This window comes from Diaphorobacter nitroreducens, from assembly GCF_002214645.1.
GTDB lineage: Bacteria > Pseudomonadota > Gammaproteobacteria > Burkholderiales > Burkholderiaceae_C > Diaphorobacter > Diaphorobacter nitroreducens.
Map to the genome: position 1 here is coordinate 157363 of NZ_CP016278.1, position 17689 is coordinate 175051.

Here is a 17689-nt window from a genome sequence, read left to right on the forward strand (position 1 = left end):
CATGCCCACACCTCAGGAAGACCCCACCACCGCCGCTGCGCGCGCGGCCAGGCGCCCGGGCGCCATCACGCTGCGCGTGCTGTCGGCGCTGCTCACCTACCCCGACACTGCCTTGCGCGGGCATTACGCCGAGTTCGGTGCACTGCTGGCGGCCGACGGTGTGCTGTCGCGCAGCCGCCGCGGCGAGATCGCCACGTTCGTGCAGCAGCTGCTGCGTATGGACGCGCTGGATGCGGAGTCCGCCTACGTGGAGCTTTTTGACCGAGGGCGCGCCACGTCGCTGCACCTGTTCGAGCATGTGCACGGCGACTCGCGCGACCGCGGCCAGGCCATGGTCGACCTGGGCGACACCTACGCCAAGGCTGGGTTGCTGCTCAACGAGGGCGAGCTGCCCGACTACCTTCCGGCGGTGCTGGAATTCGCGTCCACCCAGCCCGCGCAGGGGGCCAAGGCATTCCTGGACGAAATCGCGCATTTGCTCAATGCCCTCCTGGCGGCGCTGCGCGAACGCCACAGCGGTTATGCCTGCGTGGTCGCGGCGCTGCTGGACCTTGCCGGGCACAAGGCCCAGGCCGTTCCCATCACCACCGAGGCGCCGCTGGATGAAGACTGGCGCGAACCCCCTGCCTTTGACGGTTGCTCCACCGTGGGTCAGGCGCGCCCTGGCGACCCCCAACCCGTGCACATCGTGCGCAGGCAACCATCCCCGTCCCGAGGAGCCAACCCATGACCACGCTGCACGGCTTTCTGTTCCAGGTCTATCCCTACGTCTGCTTCGCGGTGTTCCTCATCGGGAGCCTGATCCGCTTCGAGCAGAACCAATACAGCTGGAAGAGCGACTCGTCGCAGATGCTGCGCTCGGGCTTGCTCAAGTGGGGCAGCAACCTGTTTCACTACAGCATCCTGTTCCTGTTCTTCGGCCACATGGTGGGGCTGTTCACGCCGCATTCGGTATACGGCATCTTCATGAGCGCCTCGACCAAGCAACTGCTGGCCGTGTCTGCGGGGGGCGTAGCCGGCGCGCTGTGCTTCGTGGGGCTGAGCATGCTGCTGTACCGCCGGGTGTTCGATCCGCGCATCCGCTACACCAGCCACACCACGGACATCGCCGTGCTGGTCGTGCTCTGGGTGCAGCTGACCCTTGGCCTGCTCACGCTGCCGCAATCGCTGCGGCATGCCGACGGCAGCGCCATGCTGATCCTGGCCGACTGGGCGCAGCGCATCGTGACGCTGCGGCCTGTGGATTCGAGCGCCATCGCAGCGCTGCACTGGTCCTTCCAGGTGCACATCGTCCTGGGAGTGACCATCTTTTTGCTGTTCCCGTTCAGCCGTCTGGTGCATGTGTGGAGCGGGTTCGCCGCCATCGCGTTCCTGTGGCGGCCGCACCAGGTGGTGCGCTCCCGTCGGCTCAACGTACCGCCTGGGCAGAACCTTCCAGGACAGGCGAGCGGCGTGCCATCCCCTACGGTGGGTGGCGCGATCGACAACCCCTCGGCGTCACGGTGAGCGCCGTGATTTATACGCCACACACCTGCTTCAGTGGCTGCACCTGAGGCGCCACGGCGCAACGCTTGAGGCGTTGTGGAATGGCTTGATGCCGGGATTGCTGGGTAAGAAGAGGGAGGAAGCCGGCGTCACGGAGTTGTGCTCTGGGTGCCAAGCGAGCGGTGGGCCGTGATCGGCCGCGCTGATGGGGACGGGAAACCGTTCGGGAGATTCCTAGACGGATCGGCAGGTGGCAGCGATGGCGACTGCCGGCAGGTGCCGAGGGCGCTCCCGCGCCCAGGCACCCCGGGGGCTACCACATTCAGCGATCCTGCTGGTTCTGCTTGCCGCCCATTTGGTTGGGGCTCTGCTGGCTCTGCAATTTCTGCTGATCCTGCTGGTTCAGGTTCTGTTGCCGGCTCGGATCCTGCTGGCCTTGTTGGCCCTGCTGTTGATTCTGCTGGTTCTGCTGGTTTTGCTGGTTTTGCTGGTTTTGCTGCTGTTGTTGTTGCTGATTCTGGGTTTGGTTGCCTTGCTGTGCCATGGTCGTTCTCCAAAGAGGTGGACAGGCGGGATTGCCTGCAGGTCCATTGAAATGGTCGCGTACAGGGAAACAGGTCAGCGGTTTCCTACCTGCGTGGTAGGAGGCACGCTACTGCGGCGGCCATTCTTTGGGCTGCGACGTGGGGCAGTCCCGGCACTTGCCACGGGAAACGCGGGGGCCTCAGCACCGCACGCGTTGCAAAGCAGGGCGCGCTTGTCGTTCAGGTGGAATCTGAAGACAATATGATTCCAAGCCTTATGGGGTAAGCGCGAGCAGCTATCAAAAGAAAAGCGGCCTGTAGGCCGCTTTCGTGTCGCACCAGCTTTGCGTCAAGCGCCCAGATAGGCCTTGCGCACGTCCGCATTGGTGAGCAGGGCGGCGCCGGTGTCCTCCAGCACCACGCGGCCGTTTTCCAGCACATAGCCGCGGTCGGCGATCTGCAGGGCGCGGTTGGCGTTCTGCTCCACCAGAAACACGGTCACGCCCTCGGCACGGATGGCCTGGATGATCTCGAAGATCTGCGCAATGATCAGCGGCGCCAGGCCCAGCGTGGGCTCGTCCAGCAGCAGCAGGCGGGGCTTGCTCATCAGCGCGCGGCCGATGGCCAGCATCTGCTGCTCGCCACCCGACATGGTGCCGGCACGCTGCGCTGCGCGGTCCTTCAGGCGCGGAAACAGCTTGAACACGTGTTCCATGCCCTCCTCAATGGCCGCGCCGTCCTGGAAGAAGCCGCCCATCTTCAGGTTCTCGACCACGGTCAGGTTCGAGAAGATGCGGCGTCCCTCGGGCGAGACGGCGATGCCCTTGCGCATGATGAGGTGCGTGGGTTGCTGGGTGATGTCCTCACCCTCGAAGCGCACGGTACCGCCGCTGGCGCGCGGCGTGCCGCACAGGGTCATGAGCAGCGAGGTCTTGCCTGCGCCATTGGAGCCGATCAGCGAGACGATTTCGCCTTGGTTCACGTGCAGGCTCACGCCATTCACTGCGCAGATCGCGCCGTAGTGCGTGGACAGGTTTTCTACTTGCAGCATGGGCTGGGCCATCACGCTTCCCCCAGATAGGCCTTGATGACCCGTTCGTCGTTGCGGATGGCGTCGGGCGTGCCCATGGCGATGGGCTTGCCGTATTCCATGACCAGGATGCGCTCGGAAACGCCCATCACCAGCCCCATGTCGTGCTCGATGAGCAGCACCGTCACGCCGTACTGGCGGCGCAGTTGGTCGATCAGCGCCTGCAGATCCTTCTTCTCCTGCGGGTTCAGGCCCGCGGCGGGCTCATCCAGCATGAGCAGGCGCGGCTTGGTGATCATGCAGCGCGCGATCTCCAGGCGGCGCTGGTGCCCGTAGGCCAGGTTGCCGGCCTCGCGGTTCACAAACTCGCGCAGGCCCATGACGTCCAGCCAGTGCATGGCTTGATCGATCTTCTCAGCCTCGCTCCGGCGGTAGCTTGCCGTATTGAACAGGCCCGCCAGCAGCGGCGCCTGCGAATGGTGGTGCTGGGCCACCAGCAGGTTCTCCAGCACCGTCATGCCCTTGAACAGGCGCACGTTCTGGAACGTGCGCACCACGCCCTGGCGCGCGACCTGGTGGCTGGTGTAGCCCGCAATGGCCTGGCCCTGCAGCGCGATCTGGCCGCTGCTGGGCTGGTAGAAGCCGCTGATGCAGTTGAACACCGTGGTCTTGCCCGCACCGTTGGGGCCGATGATGGCAAACACCTCCTGCGGTTTCACGTCGAAGGCCACATGGTCCACCGCCAGCAGGCCGCCGAAGCGCATGCACAGGTCCTTGACCTCAAGCAGGGGGGCGCTCATGCGGGCACCTCCACATGGTGGCGTTTCATGGGCAGCAGGCCCTGCGGGCGCCACACCATCATCAGGATCATGACCAGGCCGAAGATCAGCATGCGGTACTCGGAGAATTCGCGTGCCAGTTCGGGCAACACGGTGAGGATGATGGCCGCCACGATCACGCCCAACTGCGAGCCCATGCCGCCCAGCACCACGATGGCCAGGATCAGCGCAGACTCGATGAAGGTGAACGACTCGGGGTTCACGATGCCCTGACGCGCCGCGAAGAACGCGCCGCCGAAGCCCGCGAACATGGCGCCCAGCGTGAAGGCAGAGAGCTTGATCTTCATGGGGTTCAGGCCCAGCGACCGGCAGGCGATCTCGTCCTCGCGCAGTGCCTCCCAGGCGCGGCCGATGGGCATGCGGATCAGGCGGTTGCTGATGAACAGCGTGACCACCGCGAGCAGCAGCGCCATCAGGTACAAGGCGATCACCATGTGCAGGGAGTTGAACTCCATCCCGAAGAACTGGTGGAAGGTGGTGCCGCCCTCCACGGTGGGCGAGCGTGTCATCTCCAGGCCCAGCACGGACGGCTTGGGGATGCTGGAGATGCCGTCCGGCCCACCCGTCCAGTCGGTCAGGTTGACCAGCAGCAGCCGGATGATTTCGCCAAAGCCCAGCGTCACGATGGCCAGATAGTCACCCCGCAGGCGCAGCACTGGAAAGCCCAGCACGAAGCCGAACAGCGCCGCCGCCGCGCCGGCCAGGGGAAGGGCTTCCCAGAAGCTCCAGCCGGCCCAGTGAAACAGCAGCGCATAGGTGTAGGCACCCACGGCATAGAAGCCCACGAAGCCCAGGTCCAACAGGCCGGCGAAGCCCACCACGATGTTCAGACCGAGGCCCAGCATCACGTAGATCATGGCCAGCGTGGCGATGTCCACCGCGTTGCGGCCGGCGAAGAACGGCCACGATGCCGCGATCATCAGCGCCACGAAGATCAGCACCTTGCGCTGGCCCGGCGCCGCCTGAGGCAGGCTGGGCAGCGACAGCTTGGGCAGCCGCGCGCCCAGCAGCGGGCGCAGCAGTTGCACCACGAACACGGCGAGGCACCCCCACAGCAGCGTGCGCCATTCGGGCACGATGATGGTGCGCGTGCCCGCGCGCTCCAGGTGCAGCGTGAAGATGGGCAGTACCACGATGGCCGCCAGAAAGGTGGCGATCAGCGCGTTCTTGAGATGGGAAGAAAAACCGGTGGCGTGCATCAGACTTTCTCCACTTCAGGCTTGCCCAGCAGGCCCGTGGGGCGCACCAGCAGGATGAGCACCAGCAGGCCGAAGGCCACGATGTCCTTGTACTCCGACGAGATGTAGGCGGCGGCGAAGGTCTCGGCCACGCCCAGGATCACCCCGCCCAGCATGGCGCCGGGAATGGAGCCGATGCCCCCGAGGACGGCCGCCGTGAACGCCTTGATGCCGGCGATGAACCCGATGAAGGGGTTGAGCTTGCCCACGGCGAGCGCGATCAGCACGCCGCCCACGGCTGCCAGCATGGCGCCCAGGATGAAGGTGAACGAGATCACGCGGTTGGTGTCGATGCCCAGCAGGTTGGCCATGTGCATGTCCTGCGAGCAGGCGCGCGAGGCGCGGCCCATGCGCGAGTGCTGGATGTACAGCGTGAGCGCAATCATCAGCACCACCGCCACGGCGATGATGAGGATGCGCGAGTAGGGCACGTAGACCTCGAAGCCGCCTTCACTGTCAAAGCGCAGCGCGCCGGGGATCAGCGAGGGCACGGCCATGTCGCGCGCGCCCTGGCCCAGCGCCACCCAGTTCTGCAGGAAGATGGACATGCCGATGGCCGAGATCAGCGCCACCAGGCGCGGGCTGCTGCGCAGGGGCTTATAGGCCACCTGCTCCACCACGAAGCCGTAGACCCCCGTGATGGCCACCGCTACCACCAGCATCAGGGCGATGATCGCCCACACCGGCAGGCCACTCTGCACGCCGACGGCCGACAGCGTGACCAGGCCGATGTAGGCGCCGATCATGTAGATGTCGCCATGGGCGAAGTTGATCATTCCGATGATGCCGTAGACCATCGTGTAGCCGATCGCGATCAGCGCGTAGATGGCGCCCAGCGAAAGACCATTGAACAGCTGTTGTACCAGCTGGGGTATGAGATCAGACATGCATGCCACCCCTCAACAGGAAAAGGCCCCTCCAGGGGCCGAATGCAATGGACCAAGGGTGCGTGGCTTGCGCAACGCACCCTTGGGACGGGGAGGTGGGTTTACTTGGCGGCCAGGCTCTTGCTGCCGTCCTTGTGCCACTGGAAGACCTGGAAGTCGAAGCTGTTCAGGTCGCCCTGCTTGTTCCAGGACACGGGGCCCAGCACCGTTTCGATGGTGCTCTTGTGCAGGTGGTCGGCCACCTTGGCAGGGTTGTCACCCACGGCCTTGATGCTGTCCAGCAGTGCCTGGGTGGCGGCGAACGAGGTCAGCTGGAAGGCGCCGGACGCATTGCGCTTCTTGTCCTTGAAGGCGGCCACGACGGCAGCGTTCTTGGGGTTGGCAGCGAAATCGGCCGGCAGCGTCACCAGCATGCCTTCCACGGCGTTACCCGCAATGGCGTTCACCTCGGGGTTGCCCACGCCCTCGGGGCCCATCATGCGCACCTTCAGGCCTTGCTCGCCGGCCTGGCGCAGCAGCAGGCCCATCTCGGGGTGGTAGCCGCCGTAGTACACGAAGTCCACGCCAGCGCTCTTGAGCTTGGTGATGACGGCGGAGTAGTCGCTGTCGCCGGCGTTGATGCCTTCGAACAGCGCCACGGTGATGCCGGCCTTCTTCAGGTCGTCACGCACGGAGGAGGCGATGCCCTGGCCATAGGACTGCTTGTCGTGCAGCACGGCGACCTTCTTGGGCTTGGCCTTTTCGGCGATGAACTTGGCAGCGGCAGGGCCCTGTTGGTCGTCACGGCCGATGGTGCGGAAGATGAAGTGGTAGTTCTTGCCGTCGGTGAGCGCCGGGGAGGTGGCCGACGGGGTGATGACGACCACGCCCTCGTTGTTGTAGATGGGAGCGGCAGCGATGGAGGCACCCGAGCACACCGGGCCGATCACGTAGCCGATCTTGGCATTCACCACACGGTTGGCGGCCACGGGGCCTTGCTTGGGTTCGCAGGCATCGTCGATGGAGACCAGCTCGATCTTCTTGCCGCCCACGCCGCCAGCGGCGTTGGCCATCTCGACGGCCGTGGTCACGCCTTCCTTGACCATGTCACCGTACTGCGTCAGCGGGCCAGTGGTGGGCATCACCATGGCGATCTTGACTTGCGCATGCGCGGTGGAGAACAAAGCGGCACCGGCCAGACCCAGTGCGGCAACGACGGTGTGCATGCGGAACGGAATGCTCATAGGACTCTTTCAACTTTGGGTAAAGCGGTCTGAAAAATCAACAGGCCCCGGTGGGGGCCTGAGACGTAGGCCGCAAAGATTAACGGGATGTGTGGTGTTGGCAACAGGGTAACCGGGGGTGGCCCTGCCGGAAGGTTTTTGCTAGGGCTGTTGCCGAAAGACGGGCAGCGTTGTCCGCGGGGCTTACGGCGGACTGACATGCGCGGGGGCGATAGGGTTTTGCCCGTCACCCGGGGCGCAGTGACCGCGCTGTGCGGCCGTGGGGTGCCCGAATATATGTCAAAAAGGCCTGCAGCGCCCGCCAATCAAGCGCAGACAGCTATATTTTGATGAGCATCAACCCCGTCGAGGTACTTGGGCCATCAAGGAAAGCTCGCCGGCTTGGGCGCGGGCGTGCTGGCGGGCTCGCGAGCGGTGGCGGCGCAGGCGGCGGAATCCGGAGCAGGATGTAGCCGTGACTCCGGCACCGGCGTGCCGGCACGCCAGCGGCGCACCACGCGCTGGAAGATCAGTGTGTTGGGAATCTGCAGCAGCGTGCCAGGCTCGGGGGCGGTGGCGTCCTCCAGCGTGGTGTAAAGCAAGTTGATGTCCATCACGCGGCCCAGGGCGCCGGGCTTGTCGGCCGTGTCCAGCAGTTCGATGTGGTCTCCCACGCGGAACGGGCCGACGGTGAAGATCAGAAAGGCGCAAAACAGATTGGACAGCACGCTCCATGCCGCGAAGAACGCCACCGCGCCCACTGTGGCGAAGCCGGTGAAGGCCGTCCACAGCACGGCCGCTGACACCCCCAGGCGCTCCAGCACCAGCAGGCCGGCGCTGCCCAGGATGAGCCAGCGCACCACGGCGTTGATGGGTGTGAGCAGTTCGTGCGGGAACTGGTAGTGGTCGCTGGCCCGCATGATGATGCGCAGCAGCAGGCGCTGCAGCAGCAGCGCGGCCAGGACGATGAGCACAATCTGCACACTGGGCACGATGATGTCGAGCCAGTCGTGCATCCAGACGGGGAGGGCGGTTTTCAGTCGCGGCAGCATGTCGTGGGCAATGAACGGGTGGGCAAGCGCTGGCGCGGCTCAAATCTGCCGCTGCTCGATGGTGTCCATCTGCATCTCGAAGCTGAAGAAGCGGTCCCGGCCCTGGGCCTTGGCGGCATACAGGGCCTCGTCGGCGCGCATGAGCATGGTCTCGGCGCTGGTACCGTCGTCGGGCACGCACGTGGTAATGCCACCCGACAGCGTGAGCGTTTCGCCGTTGGGCGAGCCCGGATGGGCGATGGCGCGGGACTTCAACAGCTTGCCCAGCGCGCGCGCGAACGTCATGGCGCCCGAGCGCGGCGTGTTGGGCAGGATCAGTGCAAATTCTTCGCCGCCATAGCGCGAGGCCACGTCGCGCGGTCGCATGCAGACGTCGTGCAGCACGCGGCCGACCTCCTTCAGGCAGGCATCGCCCTGCACATGGCCCAGGGTGTCGTTGTATCTTTTGAAATGGTCCAGGTCGCACAGCATCAGCGTGAGCGGCACTCCGTCGCGCCGCGCGGCGAGGATCTCGCTGTGCAGGATGCGGTCGAAGCCGCGGCGGTTGACCAGCCCCGTGAGCGGGTCCATCTCCACCATCTCGTTGAGGTGCTGGTTGGCCACGTGCAGCTCTTCGGTCAGTTCCACGAGGCGCCTGCGCATGTCGCGCAGCCGGCGCATGGCGCGCAGCTTGGCGGCCAGAACGATAGGCTTGACGGGCTTGACGAGATAGTCGTCTCCTCCGGCTTCGATGCCGCGCCACACATCCAGGTCGCCATCCAGCCCCGAGAGGAAGATGATGGGCGTCCAGCCGCCGGGTTCTGCCTCGCGCATGCGCTGGGCCACCCAGTAGCCGTCGTTGCCGCCAGGCAGGCGTATGTCCAGCAGCACCAGGTCGGGACGCCGCAGCTTGAACAGCTGTAGCGCCGCGTCGGCCGAGGCGGCCTCCAGTACCTCCGACACCCCCACATGGCGCAGCTCGCCTGCCAGTGTGGCGCGCACGGACGCCTGGTCCTCCACCAGCAGCACGCTGAAGGGCTCAAGCAGGAACTGCGGAAATGCGTTGGCGCTGGCAGGAGGGCTCATGAGGTGGCGCATTGGAGGCCGCTGGTGCGGCGGGATGTCAGCGTGGCCACGTACGGCCACGCATGCCCACGGGTCAGTGCTCGCGCCGCAGGGCCGGGAACAGGATCACGTCACGGATGCTCGGGCTGTCGGTGAGCAGCATCATCAGCCGGTCGATGCCGATGCCGCAACCACCTGTGGGCGGCATGCCGTATTCCAGCGCACGTACGAAGTCGTGGTCGAAGAACATGGCCTCGTCATCGCCCGCGTCCTTGGCAGCCACCTGCGCATGAAAGCGGGCGGCCTGGTCTTCGGCGTCGTTCAGCTCCGAGAAGCCATTGCCGAACTCGCGGCCGGTGATGTAGAGCTCGAAGCGTTCCGTCACCTCGGGGCGCAGGTCGTTGGCGCGCGCCAGAGGGCTGATCTCGGTCGGGTGCTCCATGATGAAGGTCGGCTGCCAGAGCTTGTCCTCCACCTCTTCCTCGAAGTAGAGCACCTGCAGGCTGGCGAGGGTCCGGGTGGACAGGCGGTCCTTCTCCTCGGTCATGCCCAGTTTCTTGAGCGCGCTGATGAGCCAGGCGGCATCGTCCACATGTGCGCCGGCCTCGGTGTGCTGGTAGATGGCCTCGCGGATCGTGAGGCGCTGGAAGGGCTGGGCCAGATCCACCGCGCGGCCACCGTAGGTGAGCTGCAGCGTGCCCGTGGCCTTGAGTGCGGCATCGCGCACCAGCGCCTCGGTGAAATCCATCAGATCGCGGTAGTTCCAGTAGGCCGCATAAAACTCCATCATCGTGAACTCGGGGTTGTGGCGCACCGAGATGCCTTCGTTGCGGAAGTTGCGGTTGATCTCGAACACGCGCTCGAAGCCGCCGACGATCAGGCGCTTGAGGTACAGCTCGGGCGCGATGCGCAGGAACATCTCCTGCTCCAACGCATTGTGGTGGGTGACGAAGGGCTTGGCGTTGGCGCCGCCGGGAATGGGGTGCAGCATGGGCGTTTCCACTTCCAGGAAGCCGTGCTCCATCATGAAAGAGCGGATGCTGCCCACAGCCTTGCTGCGCGCGACGAAGCGGCGGCGCGCGGCCTCGTCGGTCATCAGGTCCACGTAGCGCTGGCGGTACTTGACCTCCTGGTCGGCTACACCGTGGAACTTGTCGGGCATGGGGCGCAGGCTCTTGGTGAGCAGGCGCAGGCGCGACACCTTGACCGATAGCTCGCCGGTCTTGGTCTTCATCAGCGTGCCTTCGGCACCCAGGATGTCACCGAGGTCCCAGCGCTTGAAGTCGGAATAGGCTTCCTCGCCAATGGCGTCGCGTGTCACGTAGAGCTGGATGCGCCCGCCGGTGTCACCCAGCGATCCATCCTGCAGGGTCGCGAAGCTGGCCTTGCCCATGACGCGCTTGAGCATCATGCGGCCGGCCACGCTCACAGTGATCGCCTGCGCTTCGAGCGTTTCTCCATCCAATGTGCCGTACTGCTGCTGCAGCACTGCGGCATGGTGCTGGGGCTTGTAGTCATTGGGAAATGCCACGCCTTGGCCCTGGGCCTGGTTCTCGCGCAGAGCCTTGAGCTTTTCACGGCGTTCGGCGATGAGTTGGTTTTCGTCCTGGGCGGGAGAGGGGGCAGAATTATTTTCAGACATGGCGCCGTTATGGGCAGGAAGGGCAAACAGGCAATTTTAGGGTTTTGGCGAATGGTCGTGCGAAAGGGGCAGGCTCACGGGGTGCCCGAGTATGGCCAAAATGGTCCATGCAACGATGCGAATGTCTAGCCATAGCGTGTGAGATCGGACGTATTGGCGTGCGTACTGCAACTTGATAGGAAGGATCTGCTCGACATAGGTGCGCTCTGGTTGTGGGCTGGCGGCCAGCAACGCGGCCTCGTCGCGAAACGCGATGGAGGCGAGGTCGGTGATGCCTGGGCGCACGCTTAACAACCTCTCGCGCAGGTCCACTGGATACAGCGCCACATAACGTGGCACCTCAGGGCGCGGGCCTACCACGCTCATCTGACCGCACACGACGTTGAAGAACTGTGGCAACTCATCCAGTTTGAAGCGACGTAACACTGCCCCTGCGCGGGTGATGCGTGGATCCCGCCCTACGGTGATCTGCAGACCGGCAACCGGCGCATCAGCATGCATCGTGCGGAACTTGTAGATGTTGAACGGTCGCCCCCTCTGTCCCACGCGCTGCTGGCGAAACATTACCGGCCCAGGCGAATCCCACCGCACCCATAGCGCAATGGCCAGCAGCAAGGGACTGAGCAACAGGAGCGCCAGCGAGGCGAAGGTAATGTCGAACAGGCGCTTGGCCATGGGCACGCTCAAGCCAGCAGCTCGTGCAGCGTAGCAATCACGCGGTCCTGGTCGCTGTCCTGCATCGCTGTAAACAGCGGCAGGCTGACCATGGACTGATAGGCTGCATCGGCATGCGGAAATTGCTCCGGTGAGAGTCCGTAGCGGTCTCGCCAATAGGGATGACGATGCAGGGGGACGTAGTGCACGCTGGTGCCGATGCCCCGGTCGGACAGTGCCTGGATGAGTTCGTCGCGCCCCATGCGCGCGGACGAAGTGAGGCGCACCACGTAAAGGTGCCAGGCATGCACGTCACCTGCCGGAGCATCTGCGGGGAGCACGAGGGGCAGGCCCGCTAGTTGCTTTTGGTAGCGTGTGGCGAGGTGTTGGCGGCGCTGCAAGAACTGGGGCAGCCGCTGCAGTTGTACCAACCCTAAAGCGGCGGCGATATCAGTCAGGTTGTACTTGAAGCCTGGGGCTACCACTTCGTAGTACCACGCGGGTGTTTTGGACGTGAATCGATCGAAAGCGTCGCGGCTCATGCCGTGCAGCCGCATCACACGCATCCGGTCGGCCAGCTGTGGGTTGCGTGTCACTGCCATGCCGCCTTCGCCGGTGGTGATGGTTTTGTTGGCGTAGAAGCTGAAGACGGTCACATCGGAAGCTAGTTGGCCGACCAGTTGACCTTGGTATGTCGTGGGCAAGGCATGCGCGGCATCCTCCACTACTTTCAGGCCGTGCTCGCGTGCAATCGTCAAGATAGCGTCCATATTGCACGATAGACCTCCATAGTGCACTGGCATGATGGCCTTGGTTCGAGGGGTGACGGCTGCGCGGATTTTTGCAGGATCGATGTTCAGGGTCAGCGGATCCACGTCCACTAGTACGGGATCGGCGCCGAGGTAGCGCACGACCTCCACCGTGGCTGTAAAGGTCAGTGTTGGGGCAATCACCTCATCTCCTGGTCCAATACCTAGTGCCTCCAGTGCCAAGTGCAGGCCCGCCGTGGCGGAGTTGACGGCAATAGCTTGAACTGCGCCCCCAAGGAAGTGGGAAAAAGCCTCTTCAAACGCCCGTGCCTTGGGCCCTGTCGTCACCCAGCCAGAACGCAGCGCGTCAATAACTGCGCAGACTTCGGCCTCACTGATATCAGGACGGGCGAAGGGGAGGAAGTGTGCGGCGGGATCGGTCATAGGAATGGCAGGGATGTGAAGCGCGGCAGAGGACAAAATGTGCCTTGTGGAGTGAGAACGTTGTTCCGTTCACGCAGGTTTGACCGCCCAGGTTAAGCAGTGGGTGCGTAAAGGCGGCGCAAGCCGAGACAACGGTGCAATGAGTCCAACCGGCAAGCGCCGCGCGATAGGAGGAGCCAACGTGATTCGGCGTGAATACAGAGTGGCTTCGGGGAAAAGTGTGCGCAACTCGCCCAGTGGCACCTTGCGCACATCCGGGTTGTAGGGATTGTTCATAATGAAGTCATAAACCAGCACGCCTCCCCCTGGAGCCACCCAGCGCCAAAGGGTCCGGGCTAACTCCTTTCGATAGGAGGGATCCAGAAGCGAGCTGAACACCGTAAAAACCAACACGGCTTGTTGGCTGGCTTCCTCAACTCGTGTAATGCAAGCATCTCCTTGAATAAGTGCAACCTTACTGGGCAAGAGTGCACGCGCTGCGGTAGCGCGTTCGGGCAGCAGTTCGATTCCGCTCAGCAATTCAGGCGTGGCACCCAGGCGAAGTAGATCCAACAAATTTCCTCCGCCGCCACAACCCACTTCGGTTATGGGACGCCCTGCAAGAGTTCGCCACCCATGTGCCTGCCAGAGATCCACGATTGCGCGTAAACGCTCCTGGTGCTCCTGCAATGCTGCTGTGTTGGCGAAAAGGCTGTAGCGTTGAGTGTCCGTGTCTCTACTACGTCGGGCATAGCGTGCTTGCACCGCTTGGGTCTCGGGGTTGTTCATCGTGTAATTCTCGCGAACCGTGACGCGGGAGGGCGTTTGTGCAACACATCCCACAGGCCAAGCCAAGTGCCGCAACCGTACCCGAAGTGAAACGCCGCGATCACAGCTGGCAGGTGCGCTAACAGTCGCCAAGAACCCGCGGCTCGTGCTGCAGCGGCACTCGCCATCGATACATATATTCCATAAAGCGCGAGCAGCACTGTGGCAGGCCAACTCGTCCAAGGCATTACCAGTAGGCAAAGCACAAGCGCAGCCACGAATAATGCCGGTACTAATTGGCGTAATGAACCAAACTGACCGTGTTTACGCACTACAAATGGACGCCAGTAACCATACTGATGCTGCTGGGCGTAAAGATGACGCAGGGATTCGCGAGGGTGGTAAACCGAGCGAATCGTGCCGCTTTGCCAAATGCGCCCACCAGACAAGCGTAGGCGTAAGTTGTGTTCATCATCTTGATTGCGAACCAGTGACTCATCAAACAATCCGAAGCGGGAGAAGGCGTCGCGCCGCCAACAGCCCAGGTAGACGGTGTCGACCGTCCCTTCGTAGGCGGGGTCCCGCGAGCGCGCGCCGCCCACTACCCAGCGACACTGGAAGGCTGCGCCGATGGCCTTGCCCATGGGACCAGTGCCGCGTGCGATCCAGGGACCGCCCACGTTGTCGGCCCCGGTACGTTCCAGCGTTGCAATGCAGCACGCCAAATAATCCGGGGCGAACTGTGTATGGATGTCGAGCCGGGTGATTACATCGCCTTGGGCGCGGGCAATACAAGCGTTGAGTCCGGTTGAAACGATGCGGCCAGGGTTGTTTACGTATATCAGACGCCCGTCGCGTAAGCAGCGTTCGTACAGGCGTTCGCGCGTACCGTCATCACTCACTCCGTCAGCGATCAGTACTTCCATGCCCCAACCCTCGGGCAGTTGTTGGCCCAGTACGGAGTCGCAAAAATCATCAATAAACGCGATCTCATTGCGACAAGGGGCGATGACACTTATCAGTCGATGTGTAGGAGGGGTCATTGCAGGAGCCCTCGGTACAGCCGGTCCATATGATCCATTTGGGTTTTGCGATCGCCGCTGAGTGCAATGCGCTCGGCGTTCTGAAGCCCCACCTGCTGCATGCCCACATCATCTTTCATGAGCCGCGCCAGCACTTCGGCAAGCGCGGTTGCGTTGCCGGCCGGGATGAGTAGATCCGAAGAGATCCATTGCCTGTTGGCATCCAAGTCGGTAGCCACCACCGCCAAGCCGCAGGCCATGCTCTCCAGCATGGCCACAGAAGTCGCATCGCTCTCAGGGATGCTGACGGACACTTTGCACCGTGCCAGTACGTTAGCCATGCCTGCGTCATCAAGATGGCCGTGGAATGTCACGTTGCGCGTCAGACCCAACGTTTGAACTTGTGCACGCAGTGTTGACTCGAGCGAGCCTCCCCCCAAAAGGTGCAATGCTAGAGGCGCATCTGGCAGCATTTGGCGCAACAGCGCAAAGGCTTGGATTAACGTTCCAATGTGATAGTTGGGTTCCCAGGCGCGCAGGCTGATGATTTGCAGACCTTCTTTATGCTCCCATGGTGTTGGAGCGAAGCGCATGCGGTCGACTCCCCAGTGAATCTCATGCACCGGCGCGCTTGGACTGTAAAGCCGCGCAGCCTCGACGAGGCTGGCGGAGTCGCCCGTGATCAGATCGGCGCGGCGGAGGATCCACCTGGTAAGCCAGCGCATCCAAGGACGGGTGTGCGGCGTAACGAGTAAATCGCTGCCCCATGCCGTCATCACAAGTGGATGGCGGGCGCAGCGTGCGGCGAGATAGCCGTAGGAGGTGAGATAGTGTGCGTGCACGATATCGGGTGTCAGTTCACGCATGTACCGCCGTGCTGCGCCAACACGAAATAACCAGTCAGTTGTTCTGCGTATAGGGGAGAGCACCCTCTGAGATACCCCAGAGGTAGCATCAGGACGCGCTGTAATTAACGAAACACGATAACCACGCCCTATCATCTCATTGGCCCAGCGTTGGATATGAGGGCTGGTTGCATCTCCAAGAAGGCAGATATGCCGCTGGCTCATAATTTTTGTCCCCAACCCAGCCAGTGGGTTTTATAGAGACCTATCAAATCAAACGCTCGCATGCCGCGCTCGCCAAATATGGCATTGATTCTACGCAGCAGTCCGAGGTGAGTAGTAAGAGGATGCCAATTCCATCGTAGTCCAGGCAGTAGTTTTTCTATCTCGGCTCGAGGTATGTCACGGAAATGTGGATCTCGCGTGTTTGTCCGCGCAGCGTCGTACCACAATAACCAGCCGCCGGGACGAAGCACACGTAGCATTTCTGTAGCAAGCGCATAACGAGTGGAATCCTCAACGATTGAACTAAAAACTACGTTCTGAATGACGAGATCAAAACTTGCGGATGGGAATGGTAAAGTAGTATCAGATATCAAATTGACCTGTGCAATACCAAGCGATCGAGCTTCTTCAATTCGATGAGCACTTACATCCACGCCGAAAATATTCTTTGGACGCGCCCCCCAGCGCAAGAAACTAGCAAACTCTTGGCCTTGTCCGCAGCCAACATCGAGCAGGACTGCCTCTTTTATCTTTAAACCTGTACGCTTCAAACCTTGCAGCGTTATGCGCTCACGCTCTTGCATAAGATGTACAGCGACCGGATTGGCTAAGGTCCAAAAGCCACTCAGCAATTGGTCAGCATCACGTTCCTGATAGCGACGCTGAATGCGATCAATTTCATCCATATTTTTTACGACGGTGGGTTTGAACGTGGCGCTGCTGGCATTCGCGAATAAAATTAGCTAGTTGTCGAGAGAGTTCACGGCGCTCAAAAGTCGTGACCGGTTGAATTTCTTCGTTTCCTTCCGCAGGGTCTTTCAATCTGCTTGATGCTAATGTGTGGAATGCGTTCGTTAACCCATCAACATCTTCACTTCTGATAACGAGACCTCTTGAGTGACGTCGGATTAGATGTGCTGCATCACCATCCGGATCTCCCAACATCAAGATGGGCTTGCCAACCCTGAGGTACTCAAATATTTTGCCGGGTAGCCAGCCGCGCACAGCATCGCCACGTCCATTGCCACCCACCACCAGTAGCAAAGCATCTGCAGAATCGAGCTCTGCCAAGGCGTGAGCATGCGGAACGTAAGGAATGATTTCAACTATTCCGGGGAATTGTTGTTCAAACACTTGAAATGCATGTAGGAATCGGGCGCCAATGTTTCCTATCAATCGAACACGTAGATTGTGTGATGGCTTTTGTGGATTTGTGAGATAGCGTTTAAGGCCTTCAAGAAGCGCGTGTGGGTCGCGAGGCCCATAAAATGTGCCTGTATGCACAATAGTAAAATCACTATTTTTCTGAGCAAGTGTTGATTGCGTTAAGAAGTCCGCCTCATCATAACCGTTAGGAATGAAAGCGGTAAGTACTCCTGGTGGCACCCGTGAGGCTAGCATTCTGTGCCAGGTGGGGGTAACTGTAATAACACCTGTAGCACGAGCGAGCCACCGTTCCTCGGTGCGGCGATCTAATATTTTTCGCCAAAAAGGCAGATCATAAGATGGATTGTCAGTCCACAAGTCCCGAAAATCGATGATCCAAGGAAGATTAAACTCAAGTGCGAGCCGCTCGCCCAGCATATGAGTGGAAACTGGGGGGGCGCTGCTCATAATCAATTCTATCGGCTCGCCATTCTCCGCCGATTCGCGAATTATCTGCCGTGCCTTTTTGAGCGCTTGGTGTGCCCAGGCAGCAGCGTCATCGGGCATCTGGAGGCTGCGGGCGCTAAGAAGAATTATTTCTCGTAATCTCTTTTGAATACTTGTAGAGATTCTGGATAAATGAGTTAGAGATGACGTGGGTGCCCCATTTTTATCAGATCGCCGTCGTGTGGCCATTCTCGACATCCAAGGGGTAAATTTGATGCGGTGTACATCTATTTCTCTTGGAATTTCTTGCAAGAATGTGTCGTCGCGAACATAGCATGGATCATCGCATGCCAGAATAACCGGTTTTACACCATAAATGGGGAGGTATTTGCTAAATTTTAAAGCACGCTGTACACCTGCCCCCCCCATGGGGGGGTAATAGTAGGCAATTTGTAAAATCTTCATGA

At 61.7% G+C, this 17689-nt stretch carries 18 protein-coding genes; 2 read left to right on the forward strand and 16 right to left on the reverse strand.

Annotated elements, in window-relative coordinates:
* The first annotated feature begins 1 nt into the window (after window position 1).
* Window positions 2-730: a nitrate reductase molybdenum cofactor assembly chaperone gene (gene narJ / locus BA022_RS00705; protein ID WP_088886245.1), complete on the forward strand. Its 729-nt coding sequence runs from the start codon at window positions 2-4 to the stop codon at window positions 728-730.
* Window positions 727-1506: a respiratory nitrate reductase subunit gamma gene (narI, locus tag BA022_RS00710; protein ID WP_088886246.1), complete on the forward strand. Its 780-nt coding sequence runs from the start codon at window positions 727-729 to the stop codon at window positions 1504-1506. The genes narJ and narI overlap by 4 nt, the downstream gene beginning before the upstream one ends.
* 301 nt (window positions 1507-1807) lie before the next feature.
* Here narI and BA022_RS19255 read toward each other — a convergent pair whose 3' ends face one another.
* From BA022_RS19255 to BA022_RS19010, 16 genes are all read right to left on the reverse strand, one after another.
* Window positions 1808-2029 carry a hypothetical protein gene (locus BA022_RS19255; protein WP_088886247.1) on the reverse strand — a complete coding sequence of 74 codons (222 nt, stop codon included), beginning with the start codon at window positions 2027-2029 and terminating at the stop codon, window positions 1808-1810.
* Between the two features lie 329 nt (window positions 2030-2358).
* Window positions 2359-3072, reverse strand: coding sequence for an ABC transporter ATP-binding protein (locus BA022_RS00720; protein WP_011806378.1), 714 nt, complete (start codon window positions 3070-3072; stop codon window positions 2359-2361).
* Window positions 3072-3839: a high-affinity branched-chain amino acid ABC transporter ATP-binding protein LivG gene (gene livG / locus BA022_RS00725; protein ID WP_088886248.1), complete on the reverse strand. Its 768-nt coding sequence runs from the start codon at window positions 3837-3839 to the stop codon at window positions 3072-3074. Before livG ends, BA022_RS00720 begins: the two co-directional genes overlap by 1 nt.
* Complete coding sequence (locus BA022_RS00730; RefSeq protein WP_011806376.1) at window positions 3836-5077, reverse strand: high-affinity branched-chain amino acid ABC transporter permease LivM; 1242 nt, start codon at window positions 5075-5077, stop codon at window positions 3836-3838. Before BA022_RS00730 ends, livG begins: the two co-directional genes overlap by 4 nt.
* Window positions 5077-6003, reverse strand: a complete 927-nt coding sequence (livH, locus tag BA022_RS00735) for a high-affinity branched-chain amino acid ABC transporter permease LivH (RefSeq protein WP_088886249.1) — start codon at window positions 6001-6003, stop codon at window positions 5077-5079. The genes BA022_RS00730 and livH overlap by 1 nt, the downstream gene beginning before the upstream one ends.
* Before the next feature lie 101 nt (window positions 6004-6104).
* Window positions 6105-7226, reverse strand: coding sequence for a branched-chain amino acid ABC transporter substrate-binding protein (locus BA022_RS00740; RefSeq protein WP_011806374.1), 1122 nt, complete (start codon window positions 7224-7226; stop codon window positions 6105-6107).
* 362 nt (window positions 7227-7588) lie between these two features.
* The gene (locus tag BA022_RS00745) at window positions 7589-8257 is read right to left on the reverse strand and encodes a mechanosensitive ion channel domain-containing protein (protein ID WP_088886250.1); all 669 of its coding nucleotides are present in this window, start codon (window positions 8255-8257) and stop codon (window positions 7589-7591) included.
* Window positions 8258-8296: 39 nt separating this feature from the next.
* The gene (locus tag BA022_RS00750; protein WP_088888475.1) at window positions 8297-9322 is read right to left on the reverse strand and encodes a GGDEF domain-containing response regulator; all 1026 of its coding nucleotides are present in this window, start codon (window positions 9320-9322) and stop codon (window positions 8297-8299) included.
* Between the two features lie 73 nt (window positions 9323-9395).
* Complete coding sequence (gene lysS, locus BA022_RS00755; RefSeq protein WP_088886251.1) at window positions 9396-10943, reverse strand: lysine--tRNA ligase; 1548 nt, start codon at window positions 10941-10943, stop codon at window positions 9396-9398.
* A gap of 36 nt (window positions 10944-10979) precedes the next feature.
* Window positions 10980-11618, reverse strand: a complete 639-nt coding sequence (locus tag BA022_RS00760; RefSeq protein ID WP_088886252.1) for a sugar transferase — start codon at window positions 11616-11618, stop codon at window positions 10980-10982.
* 8 nt (window positions 11619-11626) lie between these two features.
* Window positions 11627-12790 carry a DegT/DnrJ/EryC1/StrS family aminotransferase gene (locus tag BA022_RS00765; protein WP_088886253.1) on the reverse strand — a complete coding sequence of 388 codons (1164 nt, stop codon included), beginning with the start codon at window positions 12788-12790 and terminating at the stop codon, window positions 11627-11629.
* 69 nt (window positions 12791-12859) lie between these two features.
* Window positions 12860-13558, reverse strand: coding sequence for a methyltransferase domain-containing protein (locus BA022_RS00770; RefSeq protein WP_088886254.1), 699 nt, complete (start codon window positions 13556-13558; stop codon window positions 12860-12862).
* Window positions 13555-14580, reverse strand: a complete 1026-nt coding sequence (locus BA022_RS00775; RefSeq protein WP_088886255.1) for a glycosyltransferase family 2 protein — start codon at window positions 14578-14580, stop codon at window positions 13555-13557. Before BA022_RS00775 ends, BA022_RS00770 begins: the two co-directional genes overlap by 4 nt.
* The gene (locus tag BA022_RS00780) at window positions 14577-15629 is read right to left on the reverse strand and encodes a glycosyltransferase (protein ID WP_088886256.1); all 1053 of its coding nucleotides are present in this window, start codon (window positions 15627-15629) and stop codon (window positions 14577-14579) included. The genes BA022_RS00775 and BA022_RS00780 overlap by 4 nt, the downstream gene beginning before the upstream one ends.
* Complete coding sequence (locus BA022_RS00785) at window positions 15626-16315, reverse strand: class I SAM-dependent methyltransferase (RefSeq protein WP_088886257.1); 690 nt, start codon at window positions 16313-16315, stop codon at window positions 15626-15628. The genes BA022_RS00780 and BA022_RS00785 overlap by 4 nt, the downstream gene beginning before the upstream one ends.
* On the reverse strand, window positions 16308-17687 hold the full coding sequence (locus tag BA022_RS19010; protein ID WP_187305996.1) for a glycosyltransferase: 1380 nt from the start codon (window positions 17685-17687) through the stop codon (window positions 16308-16310). Before BA022_RS19010 ends, BA022_RS00785 begins: the two co-directional genes overlap by 8 nt.
* Between the last annotated feature and the right edge of the window lie 2 nt (window positions 17688-17689).